Source organism: Mycolicibacter nonchromogenicus (assembly GCF_002101775.1).
Lineage (GTDB): Bacteria > Actinomycetota > Actinomycetes > Mycobacteriales > Mycobacteriaceae > Mycobacterium > Mycobacterium nonchromogenicum.
Window position 1 is genome coordinate 32,426 of sequence record NZ_LQPI01000032.1, and the last position, 24,581, is coordinate 57,006.

General features: G+C 69.1%; 24 protein-coding genes. 10 read left to right on the forward strand and 14 right to left on the reverse strand.

The window, feature by feature from the left end:
• Window positions 1-48: 48 nt before the first annotated feature.
• Window positions 49-912 (reverse strand): Rv0361 family membrane protein, encoded by an 864-nt coding sequence (locus AWC18_RS05705; RefSeq protein WP_085138054.1) that lies wholly within the window; start codon window positions 910-912, stop codon window positions 49-51.
• Window positions 913-1,019: 107 nt separating this feature from the next.
• Between AWC18_RS05705 and AWC18_RS05710 the strand changes: the two genes are divergently transcribed.
• On the forward strand, window positions 1,020-1,436 hold the full coding sequence (locus tag AWC18_RS05710) for a DUF3151 domain-containing protein (RefSeq protein WP_208858322.1): 417 nt from the start codon (window positions 1,020-1,022) through the stop codon (window positions 1,434-1,436).
• A gap of 4 nt (window positions 1,437-1,440) precedes the next feature.
• Here AWC18_RS05710 and AWC18_RS05715 read toward each other — a convergent pair whose 3' ends face one another.
• The 3 genes from AWC18_RS05715 to AWC18_RS05725 all read right to left on the reverse strand — a co-directional run bounded on the left by AWC18_RS05715 (window position 1,441) and on the right by AWC18_RS05725 (window position 3,930).
• Complete coding sequence (locus AWC18_RS05715; RefSeq protein WP_085138056.1) at window positions 1,441-2,328, reverse strand: cation diffusion facilitator family transporter; 888 nt, start codon at window positions 2,326-2,328, stop codon at window positions 1,441-1,443.
• Window positions 2,329-2,397: 69 nt separating this feature from the next.
• On the reverse strand, window positions 2,398-3,183 hold the full coding sequence (locus AWC18_RS05720; RefSeq protein WP_064999586.1) for a site-2 protease family protein: 786 nt from the start codon (window positions 3,181-3,183) through the stop codon (window positions 2,398-2,400).
• A gap of 48 nt (window positions 3,184-3,231) precedes the next feature.
• Complete coding sequence (locus AWC18_RS05725; protein WP_085138116.1) at window positions 3,232-3,930, reverse strand: peptidase M50; 699 nt, start codon at window positions 3,928-3,930, stop codon at window positions 3,232-3,234.
• A gap of 79 nt (window positions 3,931-4,009) precedes the next feature.
• Here AWC18_RS05725 and AWC18_RS05730 point away from each other — a divergent pair, with 79 nt between their 5' ends.
• Together AWC18_RS05730 and AWC18_RS05735 are read left to right on the forward strand one after the other, a co-directional pair.
• Entirely contained in the window at window positions 4,010-5,311 is a 1,302-nt protein-coding gene (locus tag AWC18_RS05730) for an adenylosuccinate synthase (protein WP_064999585.1), read from the forward strand.
• On the forward strand, window positions 5,308-5,964 hold the full coding sequence (locus AWC18_RS05735) for a PaaI family thioesterase (protein ID WP_064999584.1): 657 nt from the start codon (window positions 5,308-5,310) through the stop codon (window positions 5,962-5,964). The genes AWC18_RS05730 and AWC18_RS05735 overlap by 4 nt, the downstream gene beginning before the upstream one ends.
• On the opposite strand, the gene AWC18_RS05740 is transcribed toward AWC18_RS05735, so the two are convergent.
• Window positions 5,961-6,323: a DoxX family protein gene (locus AWC18_RS05740; protein WP_064999583.1), complete on the reverse strand. Its 363-nt coding sequence runs from the start codon at window positions 6,321-6,323 to the stop codon at window positions 5,961-5,963. The two genes, AWC18_RS05735 and AWC18_RS05740, sit on opposite strands and share 4 nt — an antisense overlap.
• 108 nt (window positions 6,324-6,431) lie before the next feature.
• The gene (locus AWC18_RS05745) at window positions 6,432-8,030 is read right to left on the reverse strand and encodes a Na+/H+ antiporter (RefSeq protein WP_064999582.1); all 1,599 of its coding nucleotides are present in this window, start codon (window positions 8,028-8,030) and stop codon (window positions 6,432-6,434) included.
• Window positions 8,031-8,109: 79 nt separating this feature from the next.
• On the opposite strand from AWC18_RS05745, the gene purT reads away from it, so the two are divergent.
• From purT to AWC18_RS05760, 3 genes are read left to right on the forward strand one after another with little or no spacing between them, the layout of a single operon-like run.
• Window positions 8,110-9,375, forward strand: coding sequence for a formate-dependent phosphoribosylglycinamide formyltransferase (purT, locus tag AWC18_RS05750; RefSeq protein WP_064999581.1), 1,266 nt, complete (start codon window positions 8,110-8,112; stop codon window positions 9,373-9,375).
• A gap of 43 nt (window positions 9,376-9,418) precedes the next feature.
• Window positions 9,419-9,823, forward strand: coding sequence for a rhodanese-like domain-containing protein (locus AWC18_RS05755; protein ID WP_064999580.1), 405 nt, complete (start codon window positions 9,419-9,421; stop codon window positions 9,821-9,823).
• Window positions 9,820-11,106 (forward strand): O-succinylhomoserine sulfhydrylase, encoded by a 1,287-nt coding sequence (locus tag AWC18_RS05760; protein WP_082961273.1) that lies wholly within the window; start codon window positions 9,820-9,822, stop codon window positions 11,104-11,106. The genes AWC18_RS05755 and AWC18_RS05760 overlap by 4 nt, the downstream gene beginning before the upstream one ends.
• 49 nt (window positions 11,107-11,155) lie before the next feature.
• Here AWC18_RS05760 and AWC18_RS05765 read toward each other — a convergent pair whose 3' ends face one another.
• From AWC18_RS05765 to AWC18_RS22195, 4 genes are all read right to left on the reverse strand, one after another.
• The gene (locus tag AWC18_RS05765) at window positions 11,156-12,010 is read right to left on the reverse strand and encodes an SDR family oxidoreductase (protein ID WP_064999579.1); all 855 of its coding nucleotides are present in this window, start codon (window positions 12,008-12,010) and stop codon (window positions 11,156-11,158) included.
• A gap of 55 nt (window positions 12,011-12,065) precedes the next feature.
• Window positions 12,066-12,827 (reverse strand): isocitrate lyase/PEP mutase family protein, encoded by a 762-nt coding sequence (locus tag AWC18_RS05770; protein ID WP_064999578.1) that lies wholly within the window; start codon window positions 12,825-12,827, stop codon window positions 12,066-12,068.
• Between the two features lie 69 nt (window positions 12,828-12,896).
• Window positions 12,897-14,081 carry an acyl-CoA dehydrogenase family protein gene (locus tag AWC18_RS05775; protein ID WP_085138057.1) on the reverse strand — a complete coding sequence of 395 codons (1,185 nt, stop codon included), beginning with the start codon at window positions 14,079-14,081 and terminating at the stop codon, window positions 12,897-12,899.
• Between the two features lie 57 nt (window positions 14,082-14,138).
• Window positions 14,139-17,108 (reverse strand): PGRS repeat-containing protein, encoded by a 2,970-nt coding sequence (locus tag AWC18_RS22195; RefSeq protein WP_165757975.1) that lies wholly within the window; start codon window positions 17,106-17,108, stop codon window positions 14,139-14,141.
• A gap of 202 nt (window positions 17,109-17,310) precedes the next feature.
• On the opposite strand from AWC18_RS22195, the gene AWC18_RS05785 reads away from it, so the two are divergent.
• Window positions 17,311-18,426, forward strand: coding sequence for an alkaline phosphatase family protein (locus tag AWC18_RS05785; RefSeq protein WP_085138117.1), 1,116 nt, complete (start codon window positions 17,311-17,313; stop codon window positions 18,424-18,426).
• Between the two features lie 16 nt (window positions 18,427-18,442).
• Here the strand turns inward: AWC18_RS05785 and AWC18_RS05790 are convergent, their stop codons facing one another.
• Window positions 18,443-19,939: a potassium/proton antiporter gene (locus tag AWC18_RS05790; RefSeq protein WP_085138118.1), complete on the reverse strand. Its 1,497-nt coding sequence runs from the start codon at window positions 19,937-19,939 to the stop codon at window positions 18,443-18,445.
• A gap of 146 nt (window positions 19,940-20,085) precedes the next feature.
• Here AWC18_RS05790 and AWC18_RS05795 point away from each other — a divergent pair, with 146 nt between their 5' ends.
• Both AWC18_RS05795 and AWC18_RS05800 read left to right on the forward strand, forming a co-directional pair.
• Window positions 20,086-20,766: a potassium channel family protein gene (locus AWC18_RS05795; RefSeq protein WP_085138058.1), complete on the forward strand. Its 681-nt coding sequence runs from the start codon at window positions 20,086-20,088 to the stop codon at window positions 20,764-20,766.
• Window positions 20,767-20,790: 24 nt separating this feature from the next.
• Window positions 20,791-21,705 (forward strand): SAM-dependent methyltransferase, encoded by a 915-nt coding sequence (locus AWC18_RS05800; RefSeq protein WP_085138059.1) that lies wholly within the window; start codon window positions 20,791-20,793, stop codon window positions 21,703-21,705.
• A gap of 10 nt (window positions 21,706-21,715) precedes the next feature.
• On the opposite strand, the gene AWC18_RS05805 is transcribed toward AWC18_RS05800, so the two are convergent.
• Together AWC18_RS05805 and AWC18_RS05810 are read right to left on the reverse strand one after the other, a co-directional pair.
• The gene (locus tag AWC18_RS05805; RefSeq protein ID WP_085138060.1) at window positions 21,716-22,111 is read right to left on the reverse strand and encodes a heme-binding protein; all 396 of its coding nucleotides are present in this window, start codon (window positions 22,109-22,111) and stop codon (window positions 21,716-21,718) included.
• A 217-nt stretch (window positions 22,112-22,328) separates the two neighbouring features.
• Window positions 22,329-23,084: an MBL fold metallo-hydrolase gene (locus tag AWC18_RS05810; protein ID WP_085138061.1), complete on the reverse strand. Its 756-nt coding sequence runs from the start codon at window positions 23,082-23,084 to the stop codon at window positions 22,329-22,331.
• 43 nt (window positions 23,085-23,127) lie between these two features.
• On the opposite strand from AWC18_RS05810, the gene fgd reads away from it, so the two are divergent.
• Window positions 23,128-24,162, forward strand: coding sequence for a glucose-6-phosphate dehydrogenase (coenzyme-F420) (fgd, locus tag AWC18_RS05815; protein WP_085138062.1), 1,035 nt, complete (start codon window positions 23,128-23,130; stop codon window positions 24,160-24,162).
• Here fgd and AWC18_RS05820 read toward each other — a convergent pair.
• Window positions 24,153-24,581 carry a cupin domain-containing protein gene (locus AWC18_RS05820; RefSeq protein ID WP_234784570.1) on the reverse strand — a complete coding sequence of 143 codons (429 nt, stop codon included), beginning with the start codon at window positions 24,579-24,581 and terminating at the stop codon, window positions 24,153-24,155. The two genes, fgd and AWC18_RS05820, sit on opposite strands and share 10 nt — an antisense overlap.

The window sequence follows — 24,581 nt, forward strand, 5'->3', positions numbered from 1 at the left end:
CCAATTCCGCTGCGGATTGGGGGCTTATGTGTCTGCTCGGCGGAGGGACTAGCTCCCGTGCGACTGGCAGATCTTCCACTGGTCGTCGCGGAACTGCAGGTCGAAGCTGCGGGTCGAGCGGACCCGCGGCTCATAGGCCATGAACGCGGTGACGTTCGCTTCGGCCTGACCGTCGTTGACGACGACCTCATCGATGCTGGCGACCACCGGATACTGCTTGGCCGCCGCGATCCGCTGGTAGGTTTCGTCCCAGGCCTTTTGGTCGTAATTGACGTAGCGGTCCCGGATGTCGCCGCAGGTGAGGCTGCGCAGTGCCGCCAGATCACCGGTCTGCATGGCGACGTCGAAGTTCTGGATCGTGGAGCGAACATGCTCCTCCTGCGAGGCGGCCTGCCGAGTGTCGCGGGTCAGCCACAGCGTGCCCAGCACCGCGATGGCGGCGAGCGCCAGGATGATCAGGATCACCGCCATCACCCAGCCCCAGCTGCGTGACACCGTGGACGGCAGTTTGCCTCCCACTCGCGCCGGGATCTGTTGCGGTGCCGCCTTTCCCGTGTCATCGCTGTGTTGGGCGATCAGTTCGGTGTCCGCGTCATCCACCGACGGAATGACTTCGGTGTGCCCGGCGTCGAATCCGGGCGCGGTGAAGCGGCGCTCCGGCGATCCGTCGGGCGCGGGGTCGGCGGGCGCGGTCTCGGTGGTGATCACCTCGGTGACGGCGTCGGCTTCAGCCGATGACTCGGCCAGGGCGGCCGTCGCCGTCTCGTCGTCTGAGCCGACCGGCTGGATCTGGGTGCCCTGATCGTCACCGTCGGACTGCTGCTCGACCGGAGTGGCATCGCCGGTCCCGGAACCCTGCTCGGCGGGTGAGGCGGGAACGTCGTCGCGGTCGGGGCCGGATGGGTTCGGCATGGGCTACTGCTGTCCTCCCGCTAGCGAATCTGCTGGCGCCAGCTTACTGAGCGGGCCGACGTATTGCCGTAGTGGCAGGCCATGGACGGCACGGCAGAATGAACGATGTGACTCACACCGGTGATCTCCTGCGTCCCGATCCGATCCTGCTACCCGGCGACCCCGAAGCCGAGGCCGCGTTGCGGGCCAATCAGGACCCCGAAGTCGTCGCGGCCGCGCACCCGGCGGCCTCGGTGGCGTGGGCGGGGCTGGCCGAAGCGGCACTGGACGAGGACAAGCCCGTCGCCGCCTACGCCTACGCCCGCACGGGTTACCACCGGGGCCTGGATCAGCTGCGCCGCAACGGGTGGAAGGGCTACGGCCCGGTGCCGTACGCGCATGAACCCAACCGTGGCTTCCTGCGGTGTGTGGCCGCGCTGGCGCGTGCCGCCACCAGCATCGGCGAGACCGACGAGCAGGTGCGCTGCCTGGCTCTGCTCGACGACTGCGATTCCGACGCGCGCTCCGCGCTCGGGCTGAGCTGACCCGTCAGCATCCGAGCGGGCAACGACCACCCTGTCCGGCAGGCTCCACCTGCACGGTGGCGTGCGTCAGCCCGCGAGCGGCCAGCACGGCGCGCGCATCGGCCAGCACGCGGCCGGCGTCGGCGCTGGTGCCCAGGTGGGCGGTCGCCATGTCCTGGCCCGGAGCCAACGTCCAGACGTGGAGGTCATGCACGTCGGTGACGCCGTCGACGGCCGCGAGCGCCGCGCGGAGCTCGGCGACGTCGATGTGGCTGGGGGAGGCCTCCGACAGGATCCGCAGGGCCGCCCCGGCCAGGGCGAACGCGCGCGGCAGCACCCACAGTGCGACGAAGACCGCGACCACCACGTCGGCGTAGGGCCAGCCGGTGGCGATGGTGACCACACCGGCAATCAGCACACCCACGCTGCCGACCATGTCGGCCACCACCTCCATGTACGCGCCGCGCACGGCCAGACTGTCGCCCGAGTGCGATCGCAGGAGCAGGGCGACGCCGATATTGACGGTCAGGCCGGCCAGGGCGACCACGATCATCGGCACACCGGGCACGTCCGGAGCGGTGCCGATACGGCGGACCGCCTCGGTGAGGATGAAGGTCGCCACCCCGATCAGCAGTACCGCGTTGGCGACCGCGGTGAACACCTCGGCGCGATGCCATCCGAAGGTGCGCGACGGCGACGTGCTGCCGCGCCGGGCCAGCACCACGGCCGCCACCCCCATGAACAATGCGGCCAGGTCGGTCAGCAGATGGCCCGCGTCGGCCAGCAGTGCCATCGAGTTGATGGTGATCGCGGTGGTCAGTTCGATGGCGAAGAACGTGGTCAGGATGGCGGCGCCGATGACCATGCGAGACAGTCGAGAGTCGGTGTGACGGTGATCGTGACCGGCGCCCATGGGAGGTGAATATAGGCGGACCGGCTCGCTGTCGGGCCCGAAGTGGGCTTCACACTCAGTGCGGCACTTTCAGAACCAGGAATTCCAGAACTGCGTCAGACTCAGGCCCCACGACACCAGCAGGCGCGGCACGTCGAACAGGTCGAAGAACCACAACACCAGCCCGAAGAACTTCTGGTTCAGCAGTGGCGACGCGAGCAGCAACACCAGCAACACCAGCAGGCCCCACTGCTTGAACGGCGCCACGGCCCGGCGGGTCGCCGGGCTCAGGTGCGGTTCCAGCGCCCCGTAGCCGTCGAGGCCCGGCACCGGCAGCAGGTTCAAAACGACAGCGGTCAGCTCCAGGAAGCCCAGGAACGCCACCGCTGACCAGAACACCGGGTGGGCGGGGTCGTAGAGGGTGCGTGCGGCGCCCAGCAGCAGCACGGCCAGCACCAGATTGGCGGCCGGACCCGCCAGGCTGACCAGGGTGCTTCGCCGCGGCGCCATGAACGACGTCTGCACATAAACCGCCCCGCCCGGCAGTCCGATGCCGCCCAGCGCGATGAACAGCATCGGCAGCACCAGCGACAGGCCGGGGTGGGTGTAGCGCAGCGGGTTGAGGGTCAGATAGCCGCGCAGCTGGGCGCCGTGATCACCGAACCGCCATGCGGTGTAGGCGTGCCCGAACTCATGCAGGCACAGCGAGACCAGCCAGCCGGCGATGACGAACACGAACACCCCGGCGTAGGCGAGCGGCCGAATCTCCTCACCGGCCTGCCACGCCAGGACACCGCCCAGGCCGGTCACGGCCACCAGCGCCAGGAACACCGGGCTGGGCCGTACCGCCTGCCCGCGCAGCGGATATACGTTCACGCAGTAGAAGCTAGCCGGTCCGCTTCGGCGGCCATCCGACCCGCAGCGTCATCGGACCAGCAGCCAGTCCTCGACATGCCGATAAAAGGTGGACCGCTTCACCGTTCGGTTTCCGTCGATGCCGTCGCGCGCCACCACCGCGCCGGTGGTGCCCAACTGGGCCGCGCGGCCCGACACCCAGCGGCGTACCCGGCCGCGGCGGTCCGCGACACCGGCGCGCACACCCGGGTCGCTGCCCAGCGGCTTGATCTGCACCTGCGCCACCTCCCCGTCGAACAGGGGAGTGTCGTCGACGATGCCCTCACCGCGCAGCACCGCGGCGCCGTCCACCGGCAGCCACCGGCCCACGCCGACCAAGACGGTCCCGGCGTCGTCGCGAACCAGCGGCACCGGAGCCGCGATGCCCCGCCGGGCCCGCCGCGCTGCCCGCCATCCGGCCGGCAGTCGATGGGCCGCGGTGGCCGGCGTGCGCCGTCGCGGTGCATAGGCGACTTCGACGTCGAGCCGCTCGGTGCGCAGCAACCGGGTCAACACCCACGCCAGGTCCGCATCGGCGCCGACGACCACCAACCGGCGGTAGCGAGCGACGGCGGCGTCCAAAGCGTTCAGGCCGGCGGTGCTCGCATGGTCGCCGAGCTCTACCGTCGGCAGCCCCCGCAAAGGCCGCGGCAGCGACCTTTCGGCAAACAGCAGAACGACGGTTTCAGGCGGCGTCGGGGGGCGCCGCGCGCCGTTAGTGGCGTTCAACACGCTCCTTGTGAATCTCGTCAGATAGGCTCAGTCACCGGCTGGACCACAGTAAGCCAAGACAGTTAGCGAGAATTCCATGCCGGCAATCGTCGTCATCGGCGCCCAGTGGGGCGACGAGGGCAAAGGTAAAGCGACCGACCTACTCGGCGAACGAGTGCAGTGGGTCGTGCGCTACCAGGGCGGCAACAACGCCGGCCATACGGTGGTGCTGCCCACCGGGGAGAATTTCGCGCTGCACCTGATCCCGTCCGGGGTCTTGTCGCCGCACGTCACCAACGTCATCGGCAACGGTGTGGTGGTCGATCCGGGAGTGCTGCTCGAGGAGCTGGCGGGCCTGGAACGCCGTGACGTGGACACCTCGCGGTTGTTGATCTCCGCCGATGCGCATCTGCTGATGCCCTACCACGTGGCCATCGACAAGGTGACCGAGCGCTACATGGGCAGCAAGAAGATCGGCACCACCGGCCGCGGTATCGGGCCCTGCTACCAGGACAAGATCGCCCGGATCGGGATCCGGGTCGCCGATGTGCTCGACCACGACTCGCTGGCCCAGAAGATCGAGGCGGCCCTGGAGTTCAAGAACCAGGTGCTGGTCAAGATCTACAACCGCAAGGCGCTGGAGCCCCAACAGGTTCTCGAGGATCTGCTGGAGCAGGCCGAGGGCTTCAAGCACCGCATCGCCGACACCGGCCTGCTGCTGGGCGCCGCGCTGGACCGCGGTGAGAACGTGCTGCTGGAAGGCTCGCAGGGCACCCTGCTCGACGTCGACCACGGCACCTATCCCTATGTGACGTCGAGCAATCCCACCGCGGGCGGCGCGGCCGTGGGCTCCGGCATCGGCCCGACCCGTATCACCACGGTGCTGGGGATCCTGAAGGCCTACACCACCCGGGTCGGTTCGGGGCCGTTCCCCACCGAACTGTTCGACGCTCAAGGCGAATACCTGTCCAAGACCGGTGGCGAGGTGGGCGTGACCACCGGGCGCCAGCGGCGCTGCGGCTGGTTCGACGCGGTGATCGCGCGTTACGCCACCCGGGTCAACGGCATCACCGACTACTTCCTGACCAAGCTCGACGTGCTGTCGTCCCTGGAGACGGTGCCGGTCTGCGTTGGCTACACCGTGGACGGCAAACGCACCGATGAGCTGCCGATGACCCAGGAAGAGTTCGCGCGCGCCGAGCCGGTCTATGAGGAGCTGCCGGGTTGGTGGGAGGACATCTCCGGTGCCCGCACCTTCGAGGACCTGCCCGCCAACGCGCGCGACTACGTGTCGCGGGTCGAGGAGATCGCCGGGGCGCAGATCTCGTGCATCGGGGTCGGTCCCGGCCGCGAGCAGACCATTGTGCGACGCGACGTCGTACGGGGCCCCGGCGCGTGACCGAGGGACAGTCCCCCGCCGGCCCTGACGACACGACAGCCGATCCCGACTACAGCAGCCACGGGGGATTTCCGGACTTCGCCGTCGTCGATCCCAGCCGGGGCTTCGCGCGTTTCGTCACCACCATGCGGCGCCTGCAGGACTTGGCGGTGTCGACCGACCCCGACGACGCCACCTGGGAGGACGCCGCCGACCGGGTCGAGGCCTTGGTGGACCTGCTGGAGAAATTCCCGGCACCGCAGGCGGTGGCTCCGGCCGGGCGGGCGCCGTCACTGCCGGGCATGGGCAGCCTGCTGCTGCCGCCGTGGCGGGTCACCCGGTTCGAGCCCGACGGCGTCTCGATGACGGGGTCGTTCAGCCGGTTCCACGTGGGCGGCAACTTCGCGGTGCACGGCGGTGTGTTGCCGCTGCTGTTCGACTGGATGTTCGGGATGGTGGTGCATGCCGCCAACCGCCCGATCAGCCGCACGGCGTTCCTGCATGTCGACTACCGCAAGGTCACCCCGATCGACACCCCACTGTTGGCGCACGCCCGGATCGAGCGGGCCGAGGGGCGTAAGGCGTTCATCGGGGCCGAACTCACCGACACCGATGGAACCGTGCTGGCCGAGGCTCAGGGCCTGATGGTGCGGCTGCTGCCGGGGCAGCCCTAGCCTTCCCGGCTGCCCGGCCCGCGCAGCGTCATCGCCGCGAACAGGGCCAGAAACGACGCGGCCGGCACCGTGTTGGCGATGCTGTCGCGGACCCGGATGTGTGCGCCGACCGCGAGGATGAAGTACAACGTCAACGCCGCGGTGGTCAGCCGCGCCAATGCCGGAAACCGGTGCACGGACAACAGGCCGACCGCCGACGCGGCCTTGACGATCGGCAGGACCGGCCTGACCTCCTGCGGGCATTTGACGGTGTCCAGTGCGGTGGTGATGAACGGTGCGGGGATGGCGCACAGCACGGCGTCGGCGGCCTGGAAAGCGGCCAGGCCCGTATAGGTCTTCGGTGACGTCAGGGCACTCATAGATCTGACAGTAGCGCCGGGGCAGCGCCCACCGCGAGCCGGAATTTCACGACGCGACACGCCACTGACGCGTCGTGAAATTCCGGCTCGGCGAAAGGGGGCGGCGGGTCAGTCCAGATTCAGCTGCGCCTCTTCCAGATCCAGCCGATGCAGAACTTTGCGCAGCACCTGGTCGTCGATGCGGCCCAGGTCGCGTTCCCTGATCAGCGCTGCCCGCTCGGCGGCCAGCATCTCCAGCCGGAGCCGGCGAAACGCCGCGGCCGCGGTCTCGTCGCTGTCGTCGTGGTCGGGGTCGAAGCGCCGCAGCCGTTCCCGGGCCGCATTGCGCCGCCGGGTGTTCAGGCCGCGCAGAGCGTCGGCGGCGCGCTCGCTGGCCGGTGAGGGTTCCGTTGAGGCCAGCACCTCGTCGAGCCGCTGGGCCGCGGCCAGGGCCGCCTTGTCCTGCGCGGCGGCCGCGGCGATCGCATCGGCGTGGTCCTGGTCGGTGGGAACACCAAGCCGCCGGATCACCCAGGGCAGCGTCAGCCCGTGCAGCAGCAGGGTGCCCACCACCACCACGAAGGTCAAGAAGACCAGCTGCGGTCGACCCGGAAACGGTGCACCGGACAGCGTGGTCAACGGCACGCCGAACGCGGCTGCCAGCGACACCACACCGCGCATGCCGGCCCAAGCCAGCACGAACACCTGACCCGGAATCGGTGCGGGTTCACGCTGGCGGACCTTCTTCGACAGCATTCGCGGCGCGTAGGCGAACGTCACCACCCACACCGCTCGCACCGCGAGCAGCGTGCCGAACACCGCCAGCGATGCCACGATCAGCGTCGAGAAACGCACACCGTGCAGGTTCTGCACCACAGCGGGCAGCTGCAGTCCGATCAGCAGGAACGCCAGCGACTCCAGCACCAATTGCGCTGCGCGCCAGACGGCTTGATCCTGCAACCGGGTCGCGTAGTGGGCGCTGGTGGAGCGTTGCCCGAGGATCAGTGCGGCGACCACGACCGCGAGCACCCCCGAACCGCGGATCTCCTCGGCCGCCAGGTAGATGACGAACGGGGCCAGCAGCCCGACTGCGCTTTCCACCACGGGGTCGGTCAGCCGGGCCCGGATGACCACGATGACGGCACCGAAGGCCACCCCGACCGCGATACCGCCCACGGCGGCGAGCGCAAAGGTCAGCAGCCCCACGCCCCAGCCGGTGGCCACGCCGATCGTCGCGGCCAGCGACACCTTGTAGACGGTCAGCGCGGTCGCGTCGTTGAGCAGGCTCTCACCGGCCAGCAGCGTCATGATCGGACGCGGCAACCCGACCCGGCGGCCGACGGCGAGAGCCGACACCGCGTCCGGCGGCGCCACGATCGCGCCGAGGGTCAGCGCCGCGGCCAGGGTGAACTCCGGCACGGTGTAGTAGGCGACCACGCCGACGGCCACGGTGGTGGCCAGCGGCAGCCCGACCGCGAGCAGCGCGATGGAGCTTTTGGTGCGGCGCATGCTGATCACGGAGCTTTCCAAGCCGGCCGACCACAGCAGTGGCGGCAGGATCACGAACAGCACCAACTCGGGCCGCAGGACGATCTCCGGTATTTCGGGGATCAGCCCGACCAGCAGCCCGGTAATCACCAGTACCAGCGGCGCGGACAGTCTCAGATGCCGCGCGATGGCCGTGACCAGTACCGCGGCCACCAGGGGTCCTAGCAGGGCGGCGTTCACCGTCGCTGCACCTCCATCTGTTTTCGCACCTATCCTGGAGCAGCATGCAGCATGGCCGTGGCGCGGGGAGGGTGGGCGGTTGAACGGCGAGGCGGGTGAGTCGGCGACGGAGCGGTTGTCCGCCGACGGACCCAGCCGCACCCGAGTCGCCCTACTCGGGTCCGGTGATCTGAGCCGCGAGCTGGTGACGGCGCTGCAGCGCCTCGGGGCCGAGGTGATCGCCCTCGATCGCTACGCTGACGGCGCCCTGCACGGCGTTGTTGATCGCTCGGTGGTGGTGGACCTGAGCGACAACGACGAATTGGCGGCCGCCATCAGGTGGTTGCAGCCGAAGTTCGTCGTGGTTGCCTCGGAGGTGGTGGCAACCGAGGCCTTGGCCGCCGCCGCCGACACCGGGGTCACCCAATTGGTGCCCGGCATCCCGGGGGCGCGGTTGGCCGCAGATCCAGAGGGCATGCGACGTCTGGCGTCCGAGGAACTGGGTTTGCCCACCGCGCCGTTCTGGTTCGTCGGCTCGCTCGAGGAACTGCGCGAGGTGGCCCAGCGGGCCGGTTACCCGATGTCGGTCAAACCGGTGGACGGTTCGCTCGGTGAGGGCCGTTCGGTGATGGTCCGCGACAGCGACATCGAACCCGCCTGGCAGCGTGCGGTGGCGGCCAGCGCAACGGCGTCATCTCCGCGGGTGCTGGCCGAGACCGTCGTGGAGGTCGACAGCGAGGTCACCCTGTTGGCCGTCCACCGTGACGGGCCGCAGGGGCCGGCGCTGGACTTCTGCGCACCCATCGGCCACCGCAGCATTGAAGAGCCGAACGGTCAACTGACGGTGGAGTTCTGGCAACCGCACTCGATGAGCCCGGTGGCGCTGGACGCGGCCAAGTCGATCGCCGCACGGGTTGCCCGCGCCCTGGGTGGGCGCGGTTTGTTCGGAGTGGAGCTGCTGGTATACGGCGATGAGGTGTATTTCGCCGGGGTCAACCTCCGGCCGTATGACGCGACGCTGCTGACGCTGCGTACCCAGCGGCTCTCGGGTTTTGAGCTGCAGGCGCGCGGGATCCTGGGGCTGGCGACCGACAGCATCATGATCTCGCCCGGGGCCGCCCGCCTGATCTACTCGCGCCGTCGGGTCGGCACCGCCGTCGAGTCGGACGGCCAGTCGGAGCCGGACCGGCTGGCGGTGGTCGCCGATGCACTCAGCGTGACTGAAAGTGATGTGGTGATGTTCGCCCACCACGAGGGCCACCCCCGCCGGCGGCTGGGCTTGGCGCTGGCAACCGGGCCGGACGTCACCGTCGCCCGCGACCGTGCGGCGCAGGTGGCGACCGTTCTGGGCAAGCTCTGGCCGTGACCCCGCGTGGCGTGAACGAGGCTCAGATGCAAGACTTTCGCAGGTGAGCTACGCAGGAGATATCACACCTGAGCAGGCCTGGGCGATACTGCGCGACGACCCGGCGGCGACGCTGATCGACGTGCGTACCGACGCCGAATGGCGCTTCGTCGGACTTCCCGACGTCTCCGGCCTGGGCCGCGAACTGGTCTGCATCGAGTGGGTTCACTCCGATGGAACCCCCAACCGGGACTTCTCGCGCGAACTGGCGGCGCGCGTCAAAGGCGGGCCGGCAATCTTCCTGTGCCGTTCGGGCAACCGGTCGATCGGCGCCGCCGAAGCCGGCACCGCGCTGGGCCTGACCCCTTCCTACAACGTGCTGGACGGCTTCGAGGGCCATCTCGACGAGCACTCCCACCGGGGCGGGTCCGGCTGGCGCGCCGTCGGCCTGCCCTGGACGCAGTCATGAGCGAATCCGAACCGACCCGCTCGGGTAGATGCGCCGGTCCCAGCGTCGGCTCTCCTTCGTCGAGCCTCGCTGAACCGTCGGTCCGCACCCCCAAACCGCTGCCCGATGGTGTCAGCGCGGCCACCATCGGGGTGCGCGGCGGACTGCTGCGTTCGCAGTTCGAGGAGACCGCCGAAGGGTTGTTCCTGAGCTCGGGCTACGTCTATGACTCGGCGGCCGCCGCAGAGCGGGCGTTCACCGGCGAGGTCGAACGGTTCGTCTACTCGCGCTACGGCAACCCGACGGTGTCGATGTTCGAGGAACGTCTGCGCCTTATCGAAGGGGCCCCGGCGGCGTTCGCCACGGCCAGCGGCATGGCGGCGGTGTTCGTGGCACTGGGCGCGCTACTGAAGGCCGGCGACCGTCTGGTGGCCGCCCGCAGTCTGTTCGGATCCTGCTTCGTGATCTGCAACGAGATCCTGCCCCGCTGGGGTGTGGAAACCGTGTTCGTCGACGGCGAGGATCTGGCGCAGTGGGAGCAGGCGCTGTCGGTGCCCACCAATGCGGTGTTCTTCGAGACACCGTCCAACCCGATGCAGTCGCTGGTGGACATTGCCGCAGTCACCGAGCTGGCCCACGCCGCCGGCGCAAAAGTGGTGCTGGACAACGTGTTCGCCACCCCCCTGCTGCAGCAGGGCATACCGCTCGGGGTGGACGTGGTGGTGTACTCCGGCACCAAACACCTCGACGGCCAGGGGCGTGTTCTGGGCGGGGCGATCCTGGGCGACCAGGAGTACATCGACGGCCCGGTGCAGACCCTGATGCGGCACACCGGACCTGCGCTGAGCGCCTTCAACGCGTGGATCTTGTTGAAAGGCCTGGAAACACTGGCCGTTCGGGTCGACTACGCAAATTCCGCAGCGCTGAAGATCGCGACGTTCCTGGAGCAGCACCCGGCGGTGAGCTGGGTGCGCTATCCCTTCTTGACCTCGCATCCGCAATACGACTTGGCGCGCAGACAGATGTCCGGCGGCGGCACCGTCATCACGTTCGAGCTCGCCGGGTCCGACAGCGGCGCCAAACAGCGGGCGTTCGACCTGCTGGACAAGCTGAAGCTGATCGACATCTCCAACAACCTGGGGGATGCCAAGTCGTTGATCACCCACCCGGCCACCACCACCCACCGGGCGATGGGACCCGAAGGGCGCGCGGCAATCGGACTCGGTGACGGCGTGGTGCGGATCTCGGTCGGGCTGGAAGGCACCGACGACCTCATCGCCGACCTGGATCAGGCGCTGGGCTGAGGAGTCACGCCGCGGGTCGGGTCGCAACCCGCGGCGTCACCCCTGACGCTCAGTCTCCTTCGACGACGCCGGTGGCGTGGGCCGCACGGTCCTCGTAGGCCTTGCGGGCCGCGGTGTCGAACTGCAGGAAGACCGTGTCGTTGTGGGTCTTCTTGTTCAACCAGCGACGGCCGCGGTCAGGCAGCAGGCTGGCCAGGATCGAGACGCGACGCCCGAAGCTGGGCACTGAAACCAGCGTCTTGGGCTTGTCGAGCACCTTGACCACACCGGCGGCGATGTCTTCGGGCTCGACCGGCTTCTGGGCACCCGACGGCGACGTTCCCGAGATCAACTCGGTGTTGGTGAAGGTGGGCAGCACGGCAGAGACCTTGACGCCCTGCGGCGCGAACTCGTCAGACATCGCGGTGGTCAGACCGACGACGGCGAACTTGGTTCCGGCGTAGAGCACCTGACCCGGCACCGCCACGATGCCGGCCAGCGAAGCGATGTTGATGATGTGGCCGCTGCGCCGTTTGATCATCTCGGGAAGCACCAGCTGGCAGCCGTTGAGCACGCCGTAGAAGTTGACTTCGGTCGCCGAGCGGATGGACTCGGGCGACTGGTCGAGGAACGGCCCCACCGGCATGACGCCGGCATTGTTGATCAGCACGTCGATGTGGCCGTCGCCGTCGGCGCGGGCCTTGTCCAAAAACGTCGAGAACGATTCGCGGTCGGTGACGTCCAGCGGGTGGCCGCTGACCTGGCCGCTCGCGCTGAGCTGCTTTACCGCTTTGTCGAGAACCGCGACGTCACGGTCGCCGATGACGACCCGGGCGCCCCGCGCCAGCAGGGCCTTGGCAGTGGCCAGCCCGATACCACGGGCGGCGCCGGTGATGGCAATGGTCTTACCGCGAATGTTATCCACGACGACGAACTTAACAGGTGTCAAATACGGTGTCGACGGTGTGGCTGAGCTGCGCTCAGGACCAGCGTGACAGGAGCTCGCCGGCGTGCCTGCCCAGGGCAGTCTGCAGCAGCGGTCCGAAGCTGATCCGAGCGATGCCGAGCGGGCCGAAGGAGGCGGGATCGGCGGTATCCGGCGCGGCGAGCGCGTTGACCGGCTTCGGGAGGGCGGCGGCCAGGATCCGCAGCGTCTCGTCGTCATGGAAACCGAGCGGGTAGAGCACATCCGCGCCCGCCTGCGCGCACTCGGTCAGCCGCGCGATGGCCCGGTCGATGCGATCGGTGTCGTCACCGTCTTTGCGCAGGAACAGATCGGTGCGCGCGTTGATCACCAGATGCGGACCCGCGGCGTCGGCGGCTGCCCGCAGCGCGGCCACGTAGTCGGCATGCTCGGACGAATCGCGCAGCCGCTTGTCTTCGCTGTGCACCGAATCCTCGATGTTGCACCCCACCACACCGGCCTCCAGCAGGCCTTCGACCAGGTGGGCGGGCAGTGCGGCGTAGCCGGACTCGATGTCGAGGGACACCGGGACGTCGACGGCGGCAGTGATCTGGCGCGCCCGGCCCAGGACTTCGGCGAGCGGCATGCCCTCTCCGTCGGACTTGCCCAGCGATTCGGCGACCGGCTTGCTGCCGATGGTCACCGCGGCGAATCCGGCGCTGACGGCCAGCTTCGCCGACCACACGTCCCACACGGTGGGCAGCACCACCGGATTGCCCGGTTGGTGCAGCGCGAGGAATGCCGCCGCCTTGCGCCCCAGATCCGCACTACTCGTCATTTTCACAACCCTGCCATGTGAGAATTCATCAGGGAAGTCCCGGGGTGGCTTCGGGGGCCGGGACCCGTCTCAGCGGAACGCGCCGAGGCCGGTGAACGCCTGGCCGAGCACCAGCTGATGCATCTCCGGGGTGCCCTCGTAGGTGAGCACCGACTCCAGGTTGACCATGTGCCGAATCACCGGATATTCCAGCGATATCCCGTTGCCGCCCAGGATGGTTCGGGCAGTGCGGCAGATCTCCAACGCGGTGCGGGTGTTGTTGAGCTTGCCGAAGCTGACCTGCTCGGGACGCAGCCCGGTGCGGTCCTTGAGCCGGCCCAGGTGCAGAGACAGCAACTGTCCCTTGTGCAGTTCGAGGGCCATGTCGACGAGCTTGGCCTGGGTGAGCTGGAAACCGGCGATCGGCTTGCCGAACTGAGTGCGCTGCGTGGCGTAGTCACGGGCCGCCTGCCATGCGGAGCGGGCTGCACCCATTGCGCCCCAGATGATTCCGTACCGCGCTTCGGACAGGCTGGCCAGTGCGCCCTTGACGCCGCGGGCTTTGGGCAGCAGGGCATCGGCCGGCAGACGCACATCGTCGAGCACCAGCTCACTGGTGATCGAGGCGCGCAGGGAGAGTTTGTGGTGGATCGTGTTGGCGCTGAACCCGGGGGTGTCGGTGGGCACGATGAAACCGCGGACGCCGTCGTCGGTGGCTGCCCACACCACCGCCACGTCGGCGATCGAGCCGTTGGTGATCCACATCTTGCGGCCATTGAGAACCCAATCGGATCCGTCACGGCGGGCGCGGGTGGTCATGGCGGCCGGATCGGAGCCGACGTCGGGCTCGGTCAGCCCGAAACAGCCGATCAGTTCACCGGCGGCCATGCCCGGCAGCCACTGTTGCTTCTGCTCTTCGGACCCGTTGTTGTAGATCGAGAACATGGCCAGCGAGCCCTGCACCGACACCAAAGAGCGCAGGCCGGAGTCGGCGGCCTCCAACTCCACGCAGGCCAGCCCGTAATGCACCGCCGATGCCCCGCCGCAGCCGTAACCGTCCAGGTGCATGCCCAACAGTCCGAGTTTGCCGAACTCCCGGGCCAGTTCCCGGGCCGGCAGGTCACCGATCTCGAACCATTCGGCGATGTGCGGCATGACGTGTTCGGCGCAGAACTTCGCGACGGTGTCCCGCAGCGCGATTTCGTCATCCGAGAGCAGGGTGTCCAGGCTCAGCGGATCGATCGGGTCGAAGGGCGCGCTGCCACCGGTTGCCATTCGTTCATCCTGCCACCACGCGGGCGGGCGGGACCGGGGTCAGCTTCCGCCGTCGGGCTACGCGCTCGGTGTCCCGGGCGCGCCGGGGGTTCCGTCGGCGCTGCCGTTGCCGCCGTCTCCGCCGGCCTGGCCAGCTACGCCGTCAGCACCGCCGTTGGCTCCGTTGCCTCCGACGCCGCCGCTACCGTCGCCGTTCGGGCCGATCTGACCGCCGTTACCACCGGTGCCGCCAGCTCCGCCGGCGCCGCCGGGGCCGGTCTCGGTGGCGGCTGCGCCGTTACCGCCGTTGCCGCCGGCGCCGCCGTCGCCGCCATCAGCGGTCGCTGTGCCGTTGCCCCCGGCCCCGCCAGTGCCGCCCGCACCGCCTGCTCCCCCCGGTTGGACGATGGGGTCGGTGTCGTCGCCGGGCGTGGTCGGCGCGGTGTAGTCCAGACCGCTGGTGCCCGCGTTGCCGCCGGCACCACCGTTGCCGCCGGTACCACCGTCCAGCCCGGTGCCGCCATGTCCGCCGGTGCCGCCCTGCACTGTGGTGCTGCTTCCGCCGGTGCCGCCGGAGCCGCCGGTGCTGCCGGCTCCGATTCCGGCACCGCCGTTGCCACCGATTCCGCCGGCGAGGCCCCCGGAAATGCTGGGGGTCGTGCTTCCAGCAGCGCCGGTTCCTCCGGTACCGCCGCTGCCGCCATTGATTCCGGCACCGCCGGTGCCGCCCTGGCCGCCGACGGACTGGGTGCCCGTACCACCTGCGCCGCCATCGCCACCGGTGCCGGCGTCTCCAGCACCGCCACCGCCGCCACCGCCGCCGCCACCCGTGCCGAGAGGCGGCGGAGTACCGCCATTGGCGATATCGCCCAGACCATTGAAAACGCCCCCAATGCCGGTAGCGCCAGTGCCACCGGTACCGCCGTGGCCCCCGACGCCGCCGTTGCTGCTGCCCCCGGCGCCGCCTGTTCCGCCGTTGCCGCCACTGCCGCTGAAGACAGAACCCGTACCGCCGGCTCCTCCAGTGCCGCCATATCCGGCGGATGCGCCGCTAGTGCCGTCGCCGCCGCTGCCTCCGGTTCCGCCGTTACCCCCGTCGCCGGACAATGGGCCGGTCGAGGCACCGTTTCCACCGCTTCCGCCGTTACCGGCCACAGCGTTGGCACCGCTGGCGTCGCCACCGCCGCCGCCGGTGCCACCCGTGCCAGGCGTACCTGAGCCGCCCAACATGCCGCCACCGCTGCCGTTGCCACCATCGCCGCCGGTACCTGCCAGGCTCGCCGCACCGTTGGCGACTCCGCCGGCTCCACCAGCTCCGCCGTCCGCGCCTTCACCACCGAAAACTGAGGTAATCGACGAATTGAAAAGTGGACTTTCGAGAGTTCCGGCTAGTTCGGCGAGCCTGTCGAGCTGGGCCTGCACTTCCTCGGGTGTCTTGCCGGAGAGTGTCGAGATTTGCGTGAGGGCCGCGCCGAAGTGCTCGGGCGAGCCGTAGACACTGACCAACGAACCGGCATTGCCCCCGTCGCCCCCGTCGCCCGCTGCGCCGGTGGTACCGGTGCTCGCACCGCCCGTCCCGCCGGCGCCACCCGCACCTGCGGTGCCACCACTGACCATTCCTCCCAACCCGCCGGTGCCTCCATTGCCACCGGCACCGCCGGTGCTGTCGGTACCGGTTGCAGCGCCCCCGGTACCGCCCGCGCCGCCCTCCCCGCCCCGACCGCCGAACAGGAGACCGCCGAGGCCACCGAAGCCGCCTGCGCCGCCCGCGCCTGCTGTGCTGCCGTCGCCGTTCGCGGCTCCACCGGTACCGCCGCTGCCGCCCGCGCCACCGGTACTGCCGTAGATGCCGACAGTGGTGCCGCCTTGGCCGCCGGCCCCGCCGGCACCTGCAACACCCTCGTCGCCGTCAACGGCTCCACCTGCGCCACCGTGCCCTCCCGACGCCCCGGTGCCGCCGAACAGGGAAAAGGTGCCACCACCCATTCCGCCATTGCCACCAGCACCGGCCACCTCCGTGGCATCGCCGCCGTTGCCGCCGTCACCGGCCGCTCCGCCGGTGACGCCACCGAATCGCGCCCACGAGAGGCTGCCGTCACCGCCGTTGCCACCGGCACCGCCGGTCGCGCCACTGCCGCCGGCGCCGCCGGTGCCACCGGCCCCACCGATCTTGAACAGGCGGGCTCCGATCGCGGGGTTCGAGCCGACGACACTCGGGCCGTTGGCCACCGGGACGCCACCGTTGCCGCCGTTGCCCCCGGCCCCGCCCGTGCCGTCCAGCGCGTCGCCGCCAGCCCCACCAGTGCCGCCGAAACCGCCTACGGAGAACCACTTTCCGGCCGCACCGCCGCCGTCACCGCCGTCGCCGCCGATATCGCCGGCGAGGCCCGCGCCACCGTCGCCGCCCGCACCGCCGATACCGATCAGCGTTCCGCTGGTGCCGCCATCACCGCCGTCGGCGCCAGCCCCGCCGATACCGCCGGCCCCGCCGTTGCCGAACCAGCCGGCCGCGCCACCATTCCCGCCGACCAGGCCCGCGATGTCGGAGTCATAGCCGTCGCCGCCGTCGCCGAACAGCCAGCCCCCGGCGCCGCCGGTCGGGTCGACCTCGGTGCCGTCGACCCCGTTGCAGATCAGTCCACACACGGTGGCGGAGGCGAACAGCGGATTGATCAGATCATTGAGCTGCTGCCCGAACGGGCTGGACATCCAGTCCTGCATGCCGCTGTGCAACTGCAGATAGAGGTCCTGGGCGAAATCGGCGAAGTTGAACGTCGAGAAGCTGAAATCAGCCGCGCCCACACCGTCGAACCAGTTCGACAGATCCCCAAGGCCCAGGGTGCTCGGCTCGAACACCGCGCTGCCCACATCATCCGAGTCGAACCAGCTGGTCGAGTCCAGCCAGTAGCTCGGGTCGAGCAGATCCTCGAGATCGGCACTGGCGTTCGGCGCCAAAGCCAGGGGGCTCAGTCCCACGGCGAGCGCGGCGCCCGCAGTCACGGTGCGGTGGCGGCGCTGGGATGCAAGGGATTTGCGCTTGCGCGACATGGGCACCTCTCGGGATAACGGTCGCGGCCAGAGCGCCGAACCAGATTAAAAGATCTCAATCTGAAATTCGGCTTAACTTAACATATTCCAGGACCGCTGCCGCAGCTCGATCACCCGCTGCACTGCGTGCCGGCCCCGAGAGCGACAGCGGCAGCCGCCGCCTGGAATGCAGCGTTGCGCTGACGGATGGCAGGCTGAGCCGGTGCCCGGTTCGATCTGTGACATCCTGCCGTCCGCCGCCGCGCTGCTGGGAGTTCGGGGCGCGGTCGACACGCTCGGTCTGCGCGAGCACGTCGGAGACGTGCGGCAGGTGGCGGTGGTGCTGGTCGACGGGCTGGGTTATCACCTACTGCCGCAACTGAAGCGGGACGCGCCGTTGCTGGCCTCCGTGCTGGCCGGCTCCACCGGTCACCTGAGCGAGCTGGCCTGTGGCTTCCCCTCCACCACACCGACCAGCCTGGTTTCGCTGGGTACCGGCGTACCGCCGGGCCAGCACGGGGTGCTCGGCTTCACCGTCAACGTTCCCGGAACCGATCGGGTGCTCACGCATATCTTCTGGGGCGACGACCCGCCGCCGGCGAGCTGGCAACCGGTGCCCTCCTGGTTCGAGCGCCTGCACGACGCCGGCGTCAGTGCCCGCGCCGTACTGCCGGAGCTGTTCATCGGCAGTGGCTTGACCGATGCCGCGTACCGGGGCGCGCAGTTCTGTCCGGTGGGCAAAGGTGAGTCGTATGCGCAGCGGCTCGTCGCCGAGCTGGCCTCGCCCGGTCTGGTCTACGGCTACACCGCGGCGCTCGACCACGCCGCACATGTGTCGGGGATCGGCTCGTCGCACTGGCACGCCGCCGCCGCCCAAGTGGATTCGTTACTGGGTTATCTGCTCGAAGAGCTGCCCAGTGACAGTGCACTGGTGATCACCGCGGATCACGGCGGGCTCAACGTGCCCGAGGAGGCCCGCATCGACCTGGACGCCGACCCCGCGCTGCGCGCCGGAATCCGAGTGGTCGCCGGCGAGCCGCGGGTGCGCTACCTGCACACCGAACCAGGCGCCACCGCCGACGTGCTGGCGGCCTGGACGGAGCGTCTGGCCGGGCGAGCGTTGGTGCAAACCCGAGAGCAGGCGGTGGCCTCCGGGATCTTCGGCCCGGTGGCCGAGGAGAACCTGGCGCGAATCGGTGACGTCGTAGTGATCTGCACCGGTGACACCGCGATCCTGGCGACCGAACACGAGCCGCCGCAGGCGGCGGAACTGGTCGGCTTCCACGGCGCGCTCACCCCGGCCGAGACAGCGATCCCGCTGATCACCTTGACTCGTTGACTCGGCGCCGGGGCGGTTACTCCCGGTCGCCGAACTCGTCGAACCAGTGGGCCAGTTTGCCGCGCCTACTGACCGCCCGCAGTCGACGTTCGGCCGCCAGGCGGGTCTTGCTGGTGGTGACGATCAGCAGCTCGTCGCCGACGGTGATTCGGGTGTCGGGCTGGGGGACGAAGGTGTCGCCGTTGCGGATGATCAGCGTGATGACGCTCGGATCGGGCAGCCGCAGCTCCAGCACCGAGACGTTGTGCAGCTTCGATCCCGGCTGCACCGTCATCGTCAGCAGATCGGCCTCCAAGACGTCCAGCGGCGCGGCCTCGACGTGGACTTCGCGGGTGGTGTCCCGCGGGATCAGTCGCAGCCAGTGCGCGAACAGCCCCAGGCTGGGACCCTGCACCACCGTGAAGACCACCACCAGGATGAACACGATGTTGAGCAGGCGGTAGCTGTCCGCAACGCCCTCGACGATCGGAAAGGTTGCGAGCACGATCGGAACCGCGCCACGCAGGCCCGCCCAGGACAGGAAGATCTGCTCTCGCCAGGGCACCTTGAACCAGATCAGCGATGCCACCACCGACAGTGGCCGGCTCAACAGCAGCAGCACCGCCCCGATCACCAGCGCCGGGATCAGTTCTGCCGACAAGTGGCTCGGGGTCACCAACAGGCCCAGCAAGACGAACAGCCCGATCTGGGCCAGCCAGCCCAGCCCCTCGGCGAACGAGCGGGTGGCCGCCCGGTGCGGCAAGCCGGAGTTGGCCAGCACGACACCCGCCAGGTACGCGGCGATGAACCCGCTGGCGTGCACCGAAGCGGCTGAGGCGAATGCCACCATCGCCAGTGCGAACGTCGCCAGGGGATACAGCCCGGACGCCGGCAGGGCGGCGCGGCGCAGCATCATCGCCCCGAAGTACCCGGCGAGCAGACCGATCGCCGTGCCGGCCACCAACTCGTAGAACACCGCGCCGACGGCGTGGACCGGGTCGATCATCAGCGGCGTGGCGCTCAGCATCAGCACCACGATCGCCGCCGGCGCGTCGTTGAAACCGGACTCGGCCTCCAAGAGCCCGGCCACCCGCCGCGGCAGCGGCAGCACGCGCAGGATGGAGAACACCGCCGCGGCGTCGGTCGGTGAGACGATCGCGCCCAGCAGGAAGGCGAGCTGCCAACTGATGCCCAGCAGCAGGTGCGCGGCCACGGCGATCACCGCCATGCTGACCCCGACACCGACGGTGGCCAGCACCGCCGCCGGCGCCAGCAGCCGGCGGATGTTGGCGAACCGGGTCGTCAAACCGCCTTCGACCAGGATCACCGCCAGCGCGGTGGTGCCCAGGTCGCTGGCCAGCTGGACATCGTGGAAATCCAGGCCCAGCCCTTCGTTGCCGATCGCCACCCCCACCAGCAGGAACAGCAACAGGCTGGGCAGCCCGACCCGATCTGCCGCTCGGGTGGCGATGATGCTGGCCAGCAGAACCAAGCCCCCGATCAACAGAGCCACATAGAGCTGCTCCAGGGTCATCTGCTCCCCGTTCGGGCTGTTGTTGGCGGTCGGGCCCGCCAATATGATTCGCTCACAGTCGGCGGGTTCGTGTTATCTGTCAGTAAATCAGTAGTGCTGTCACGACCGTGTTACGCCCGCAACGGCCAGGGACGAGGGGAGCCATCTTGCGCATCGGGATCGCAGGTGCCGGCGCGGTGGGGCGATCCGTCGCGCAAGAACTGATCGGCGACGGGCACCGGGTGCTGCTGATCGAACGCAACCCGGCGCATTACCAGCCACGTACCGTCCCGGAGGCCGAGTGGCTGCTGGCAGACGCCTGCGAGCTGAGCGCGCTACGGGAATCCGGCATCGAGATGTGTGATGTGGTGATCGCTGCCACCGGGGATGACAAGGCCAATCTGGCGACCGCGTTGCTGGCCAAGGCGGAGTTCGGGGTGACTCGGGTGGTGGCCCGGGTGAACAACGCCCGCAACGAGCCGCTGTTCACCGACGAGTGGGGCATCGACGTCGCGGTCTCCACCCCGCGGGCGATGGTCGCCGCAGTGGAGGGCGCGATCGACGTCGGGCACCTGGTGCCCCTGATGGGCCTGCGGCGCGGTCAGGCCAGCCTGACGAAACTGACCCTGCCCGACGACAATCCGCTGATCGGAAGGCAGGTCTGTGACATCGCGCTGCCCGAGGGCGCCGCGCTGGTCGCGGTGCAGCGCGGTGACCGGGTGATCCTGCCGCGGGCCACGGAGGCGCTGCAGGCCGGCGACCAGATGCACTTCGTCGCGGCCAGCGGGATGGACGACGAGGTCCGAGCGGTGGTGCACGGCGCACCCGCGGGCCGAAGGATGCATTGACGCCGTGCCGCCGCGGTGGGAACCATGAGCACGGCGTCGCGCGAGCAGGATGATGCCGGAAGCCTGGCCAGCGGAGCCGGGGTCATGGCCACGGTGCTGGCGGCCGCCCGGGCAGCGGCGGTGTCGCGCGAACTGATCAACGACCCGTTCGCGGCGCCGTTGGTGCATAAGGTCGGGCTGGAGTTCTGCATCCGGGTGGCCGATGGGGAGTTGGACATCAGCCGGCTCGGCACAGACGGGGGATTTCCCCGGTTCGCCGAATTCTCCGCGGCACGAACCCACTTCTTCGACGCGTTCTTCACCGATGCCGGCCGCGCGGGCATTCGCCAGGCGGTGATCCTGGGCGCCGGGCTGGACACCCGCGCCTACCGGCTGTGGTGGCCGCCGGAGACCATCGTCTACGAGGTAGACCATCCGCACGTCGTGGACTTCAAGACCATCGCCATGCGGGCCTGGGACGCCACGCCGAGCGTTGACCGCCGTGCGGTCGGTGTCGGCCTGCGCGGCGATTGGCCGGCGGCCCTGCGCCGGGTGGGTTTCGACGCCGCCGCGCCCACGGTGTGGGTCATCGAGGGGCTGCTGGTCTGGTACGTCCCCTCGGATGCCCAGAATCGCCTGCTCGACGGTGTCACCGGACTCAGCGCGCCTGGCAGCCGGCTCGCCGCGGATCACGCGGTGCCGCCGAGCCGGCCGCAGGCTGTGCATCACGAATCCCTGGTCGAGCGATGGCGCCGGCGTGGGCTGAGCCTCACCGGGCCTGGCCCGTTCTACTCCGGAGAACACACCGACGTCGTGCGGCATCTCACCGAAAGTGGCTGGGCAACCACTCAATCCGGAATCGCTGACTTATTCGAGGCGGCCCGACTGCCCAGGTTGTCCGACCGTGAGCTTGATGGTGCTCCGGCGGCAATCCGCTACGTCGAGGCCATCCGGCGCTGATCGGCCGGCGTCAGCCCGCCATGAATTCGGCGTAGGCAGAAGCCAACTCGGGCGGCAGGCCGGTGGTTTGGCATTGCCGTTGCGTCTCGCCGATGGGCGCCAGAATGCCACGCAGCTCGAAATACTCCTGGGGGTGCGCGGTGAAGTAGCTGCGCACCTCGGCCGCGGCTTGCGGTCGCGGCGAGGTGATGGCCCGATTCACCACGGCATTGGCGCCGGGGTGGGTGGCCAGATAATTCTGCGCCGAACCGGTCACCGAGTTCACGGTGCCCGACACCCCAGCCGGACTGCAGTCCGGTGCGGCAGACGCCGCCGGGGCGACGACCAGGGCGGCAGCGGTGGCGCCCAGTAGTCCGGCACCGAGGCCGAATCGGCGAAACATGGTGAAGCCGTGGGATTTCGACATCGTTTTCCTTCCGGGTGGTGGATGTAGTTCCCGTCCGGAGTCCAAGGTACGCACGGCCGAAGTGCACGCGGGTGTGTCCTGTCGCACAGACAACGACGCGCGTGGCCACCATTTCTCAACTTGCCGCATCTTTAGGCGGCAAACGCTCCACAAGTCCGGAGCGATTCGTTAAGGCCCGCTCTTAAACTGCGAGATCAGCACTTATCGGATCGTGACCTTAATGTTTGCTCGCACGGTCGATTGCGGCCTGCGCGGCCTCTTTTATCGGCCCATGCCAGACATCGCCGTGACCGGGCGCCAAGACCTCGGTCTCCAGCAGAGCCAGCGCACTGAGGCTGCGCAGGCAGTCGTCTTGGCTGTAGCTGAACAGCTCCGGCAGCAGTTGCGGCCCGGTGTGAGACAACACCGGATGACCGGTGATCAACGCGTCCCCACTGGCCAGAACGCCGTCGACCAGATACGAGCAGTGCCCGCGGGTGTGGCCGGGCGTGGGGATGGCGACCGGCTGACCGGGCAGTCCCGCGGCGATCTCGCCGGTCAGCGCTTGCGCGGACGGGATGCCTTCCCGGTTCAGTCCGCCGCTGCGCACCACATGCGCGCTCCACAGCGCCCAGCTCGGCCGCCACAGCCGCGGAGCCAACGCCAGTGGTGAAACCTGCTCCAGGTATTCGCGTTTGGCGTGGCCGACCTCGTCTGCATGGCAATACACGGGGGTACCGTGCGTCTTGGCGAGCCAGATCGCCGCACCGAAATGGTCGACGTGGGCATGAGTGAGCAACACCGCCCGAACATCGCCTGGGCGATAGCCCAGGGCGCCCAGCGATGCCAACACGTCGGTGCGATCGCCTGGGTAGCCGGCATCGACCAGCATGACTCCGCTGTCATCGGTGACCAGCAACCAGTTGACGGCCTCGCCGCGGGCCAAGTACACCCGCTCGGTCACCGGAACGAGCTCTACGAGCTTCTCACCCATGCCCGTGAGTCTAGAAAGGCGGCGGGAGAGTAGAAAAGGTGGAATGGCGGAACTAAAACTCGGGTACAAGGCATCGGCAGAGCAGTTCGGACCGCGAGAGCTGGTGGAGCTCGGCGTCGCCGCCGAAGCGCATGGCATGGACAGCGCCACCGTCAGCGACCATTTCCAGCCCTGGCGGCACGACGGCGGCCACGCCCCGTTCTCGCTGGCCTGGATGACCGCGGTCGGCGAACGGACCAGCAGGATCGTGCTGGGCACCTCCGTGCTGACCCCGACGTTCCGCTACAACCCCGCCGTCGTCGCGCAGGCGTTCGCGACCATGAGCTGCCTGTACCCCCAGCGGATCTTTCTGGGTGTGGGCACCGGCGAGGCGTTGAACGAGATCGCGACCGGTTTCACCGGCGAGTGGCCCGAATTCAAGGAGCGGTTCGGGCGGCTGCGTGAGTCGGTGCGGCTGATGCGCGAACTGTGGCGCGGTGACCGGGTGGACTTCGACGGCGACTACTACAAGCTCAAGGGCGCCTCGATCTACGACGTGCCGGAGTCCGGCGTCCCCGTCTACATCGCCGCGGGCGGGCCGGCGGTGGCGAAGTACGCGGGGCGGGTGGGCGACGGCTTCATCTGCACCTCCGGCAAGGGTGCGGAGCTCTACACCGAGAAGTTGATGCCGGCGGTGTCAGAGGGTGCGGCCATCGCCGAGCGAGACTCTGCCGCGATCGACAAGATGATCGAGATCAAGATCTCCTACGACCCGGATCCTGACCTGGCTCTCAACAACACCCGGTTCTGGGCCCCGCTGTCACTGACTGCCGAGCAGAAGCACTCCATCGACGATCCCATCGAGATGGAAAAGGCGGCCGACGCCCTGCCGATCGAGCAGATCGCCAAGCGCTGGATCGTCGCCTCGGACCCGGACGAGGCGGTGGAGAAGGTCGGTGAATACGTGAACTGGGGCCTGAATCACCTGGTGCTTCATGCTCCGGGCCACGACCAGCGCCGTTTCCTGGAGTTGTTCAAGACCGACCTGGAGCCGCGGCTGCGCCGGCTGAGCACACCGTCCGGGGCGGGTCAGGCGTAACCGCAGCCGGGGTCCGGCGCATCCTCGAAGAACGGGGCGTCGATCGGCAACAGGTACACGGCTTCGAGTACCACCGGAGTCGACCCCAGATTGCGGCCGATGTGCGCATGCTCAGGCCCGCCGGGTTCGGTCATCGGGTCGCCGGGTCCGTAGATGCCGTCGAGACTGCAGTCGGCGCGGTTATGGGTCAGGGTGCCCTGTCGCACCACACCGAAGACGGTGCCCCCGTGCCAATGCCAGCCGGTGCTGCCACCGGGTTCGATGGTGATCTCCCTCAGGAAGTAGTCGCGGCCCTCGCCCGTGGTCTGCGACAGCGTCACTCCGTGGGTCTTGTCGCTCGGCGTCGCGCCGGCCGACGGCGCCAGCACGACCGCAAGAGTCGCCGAGATCGCCGCGGTTCGCCACATCCAGTCGGTCAC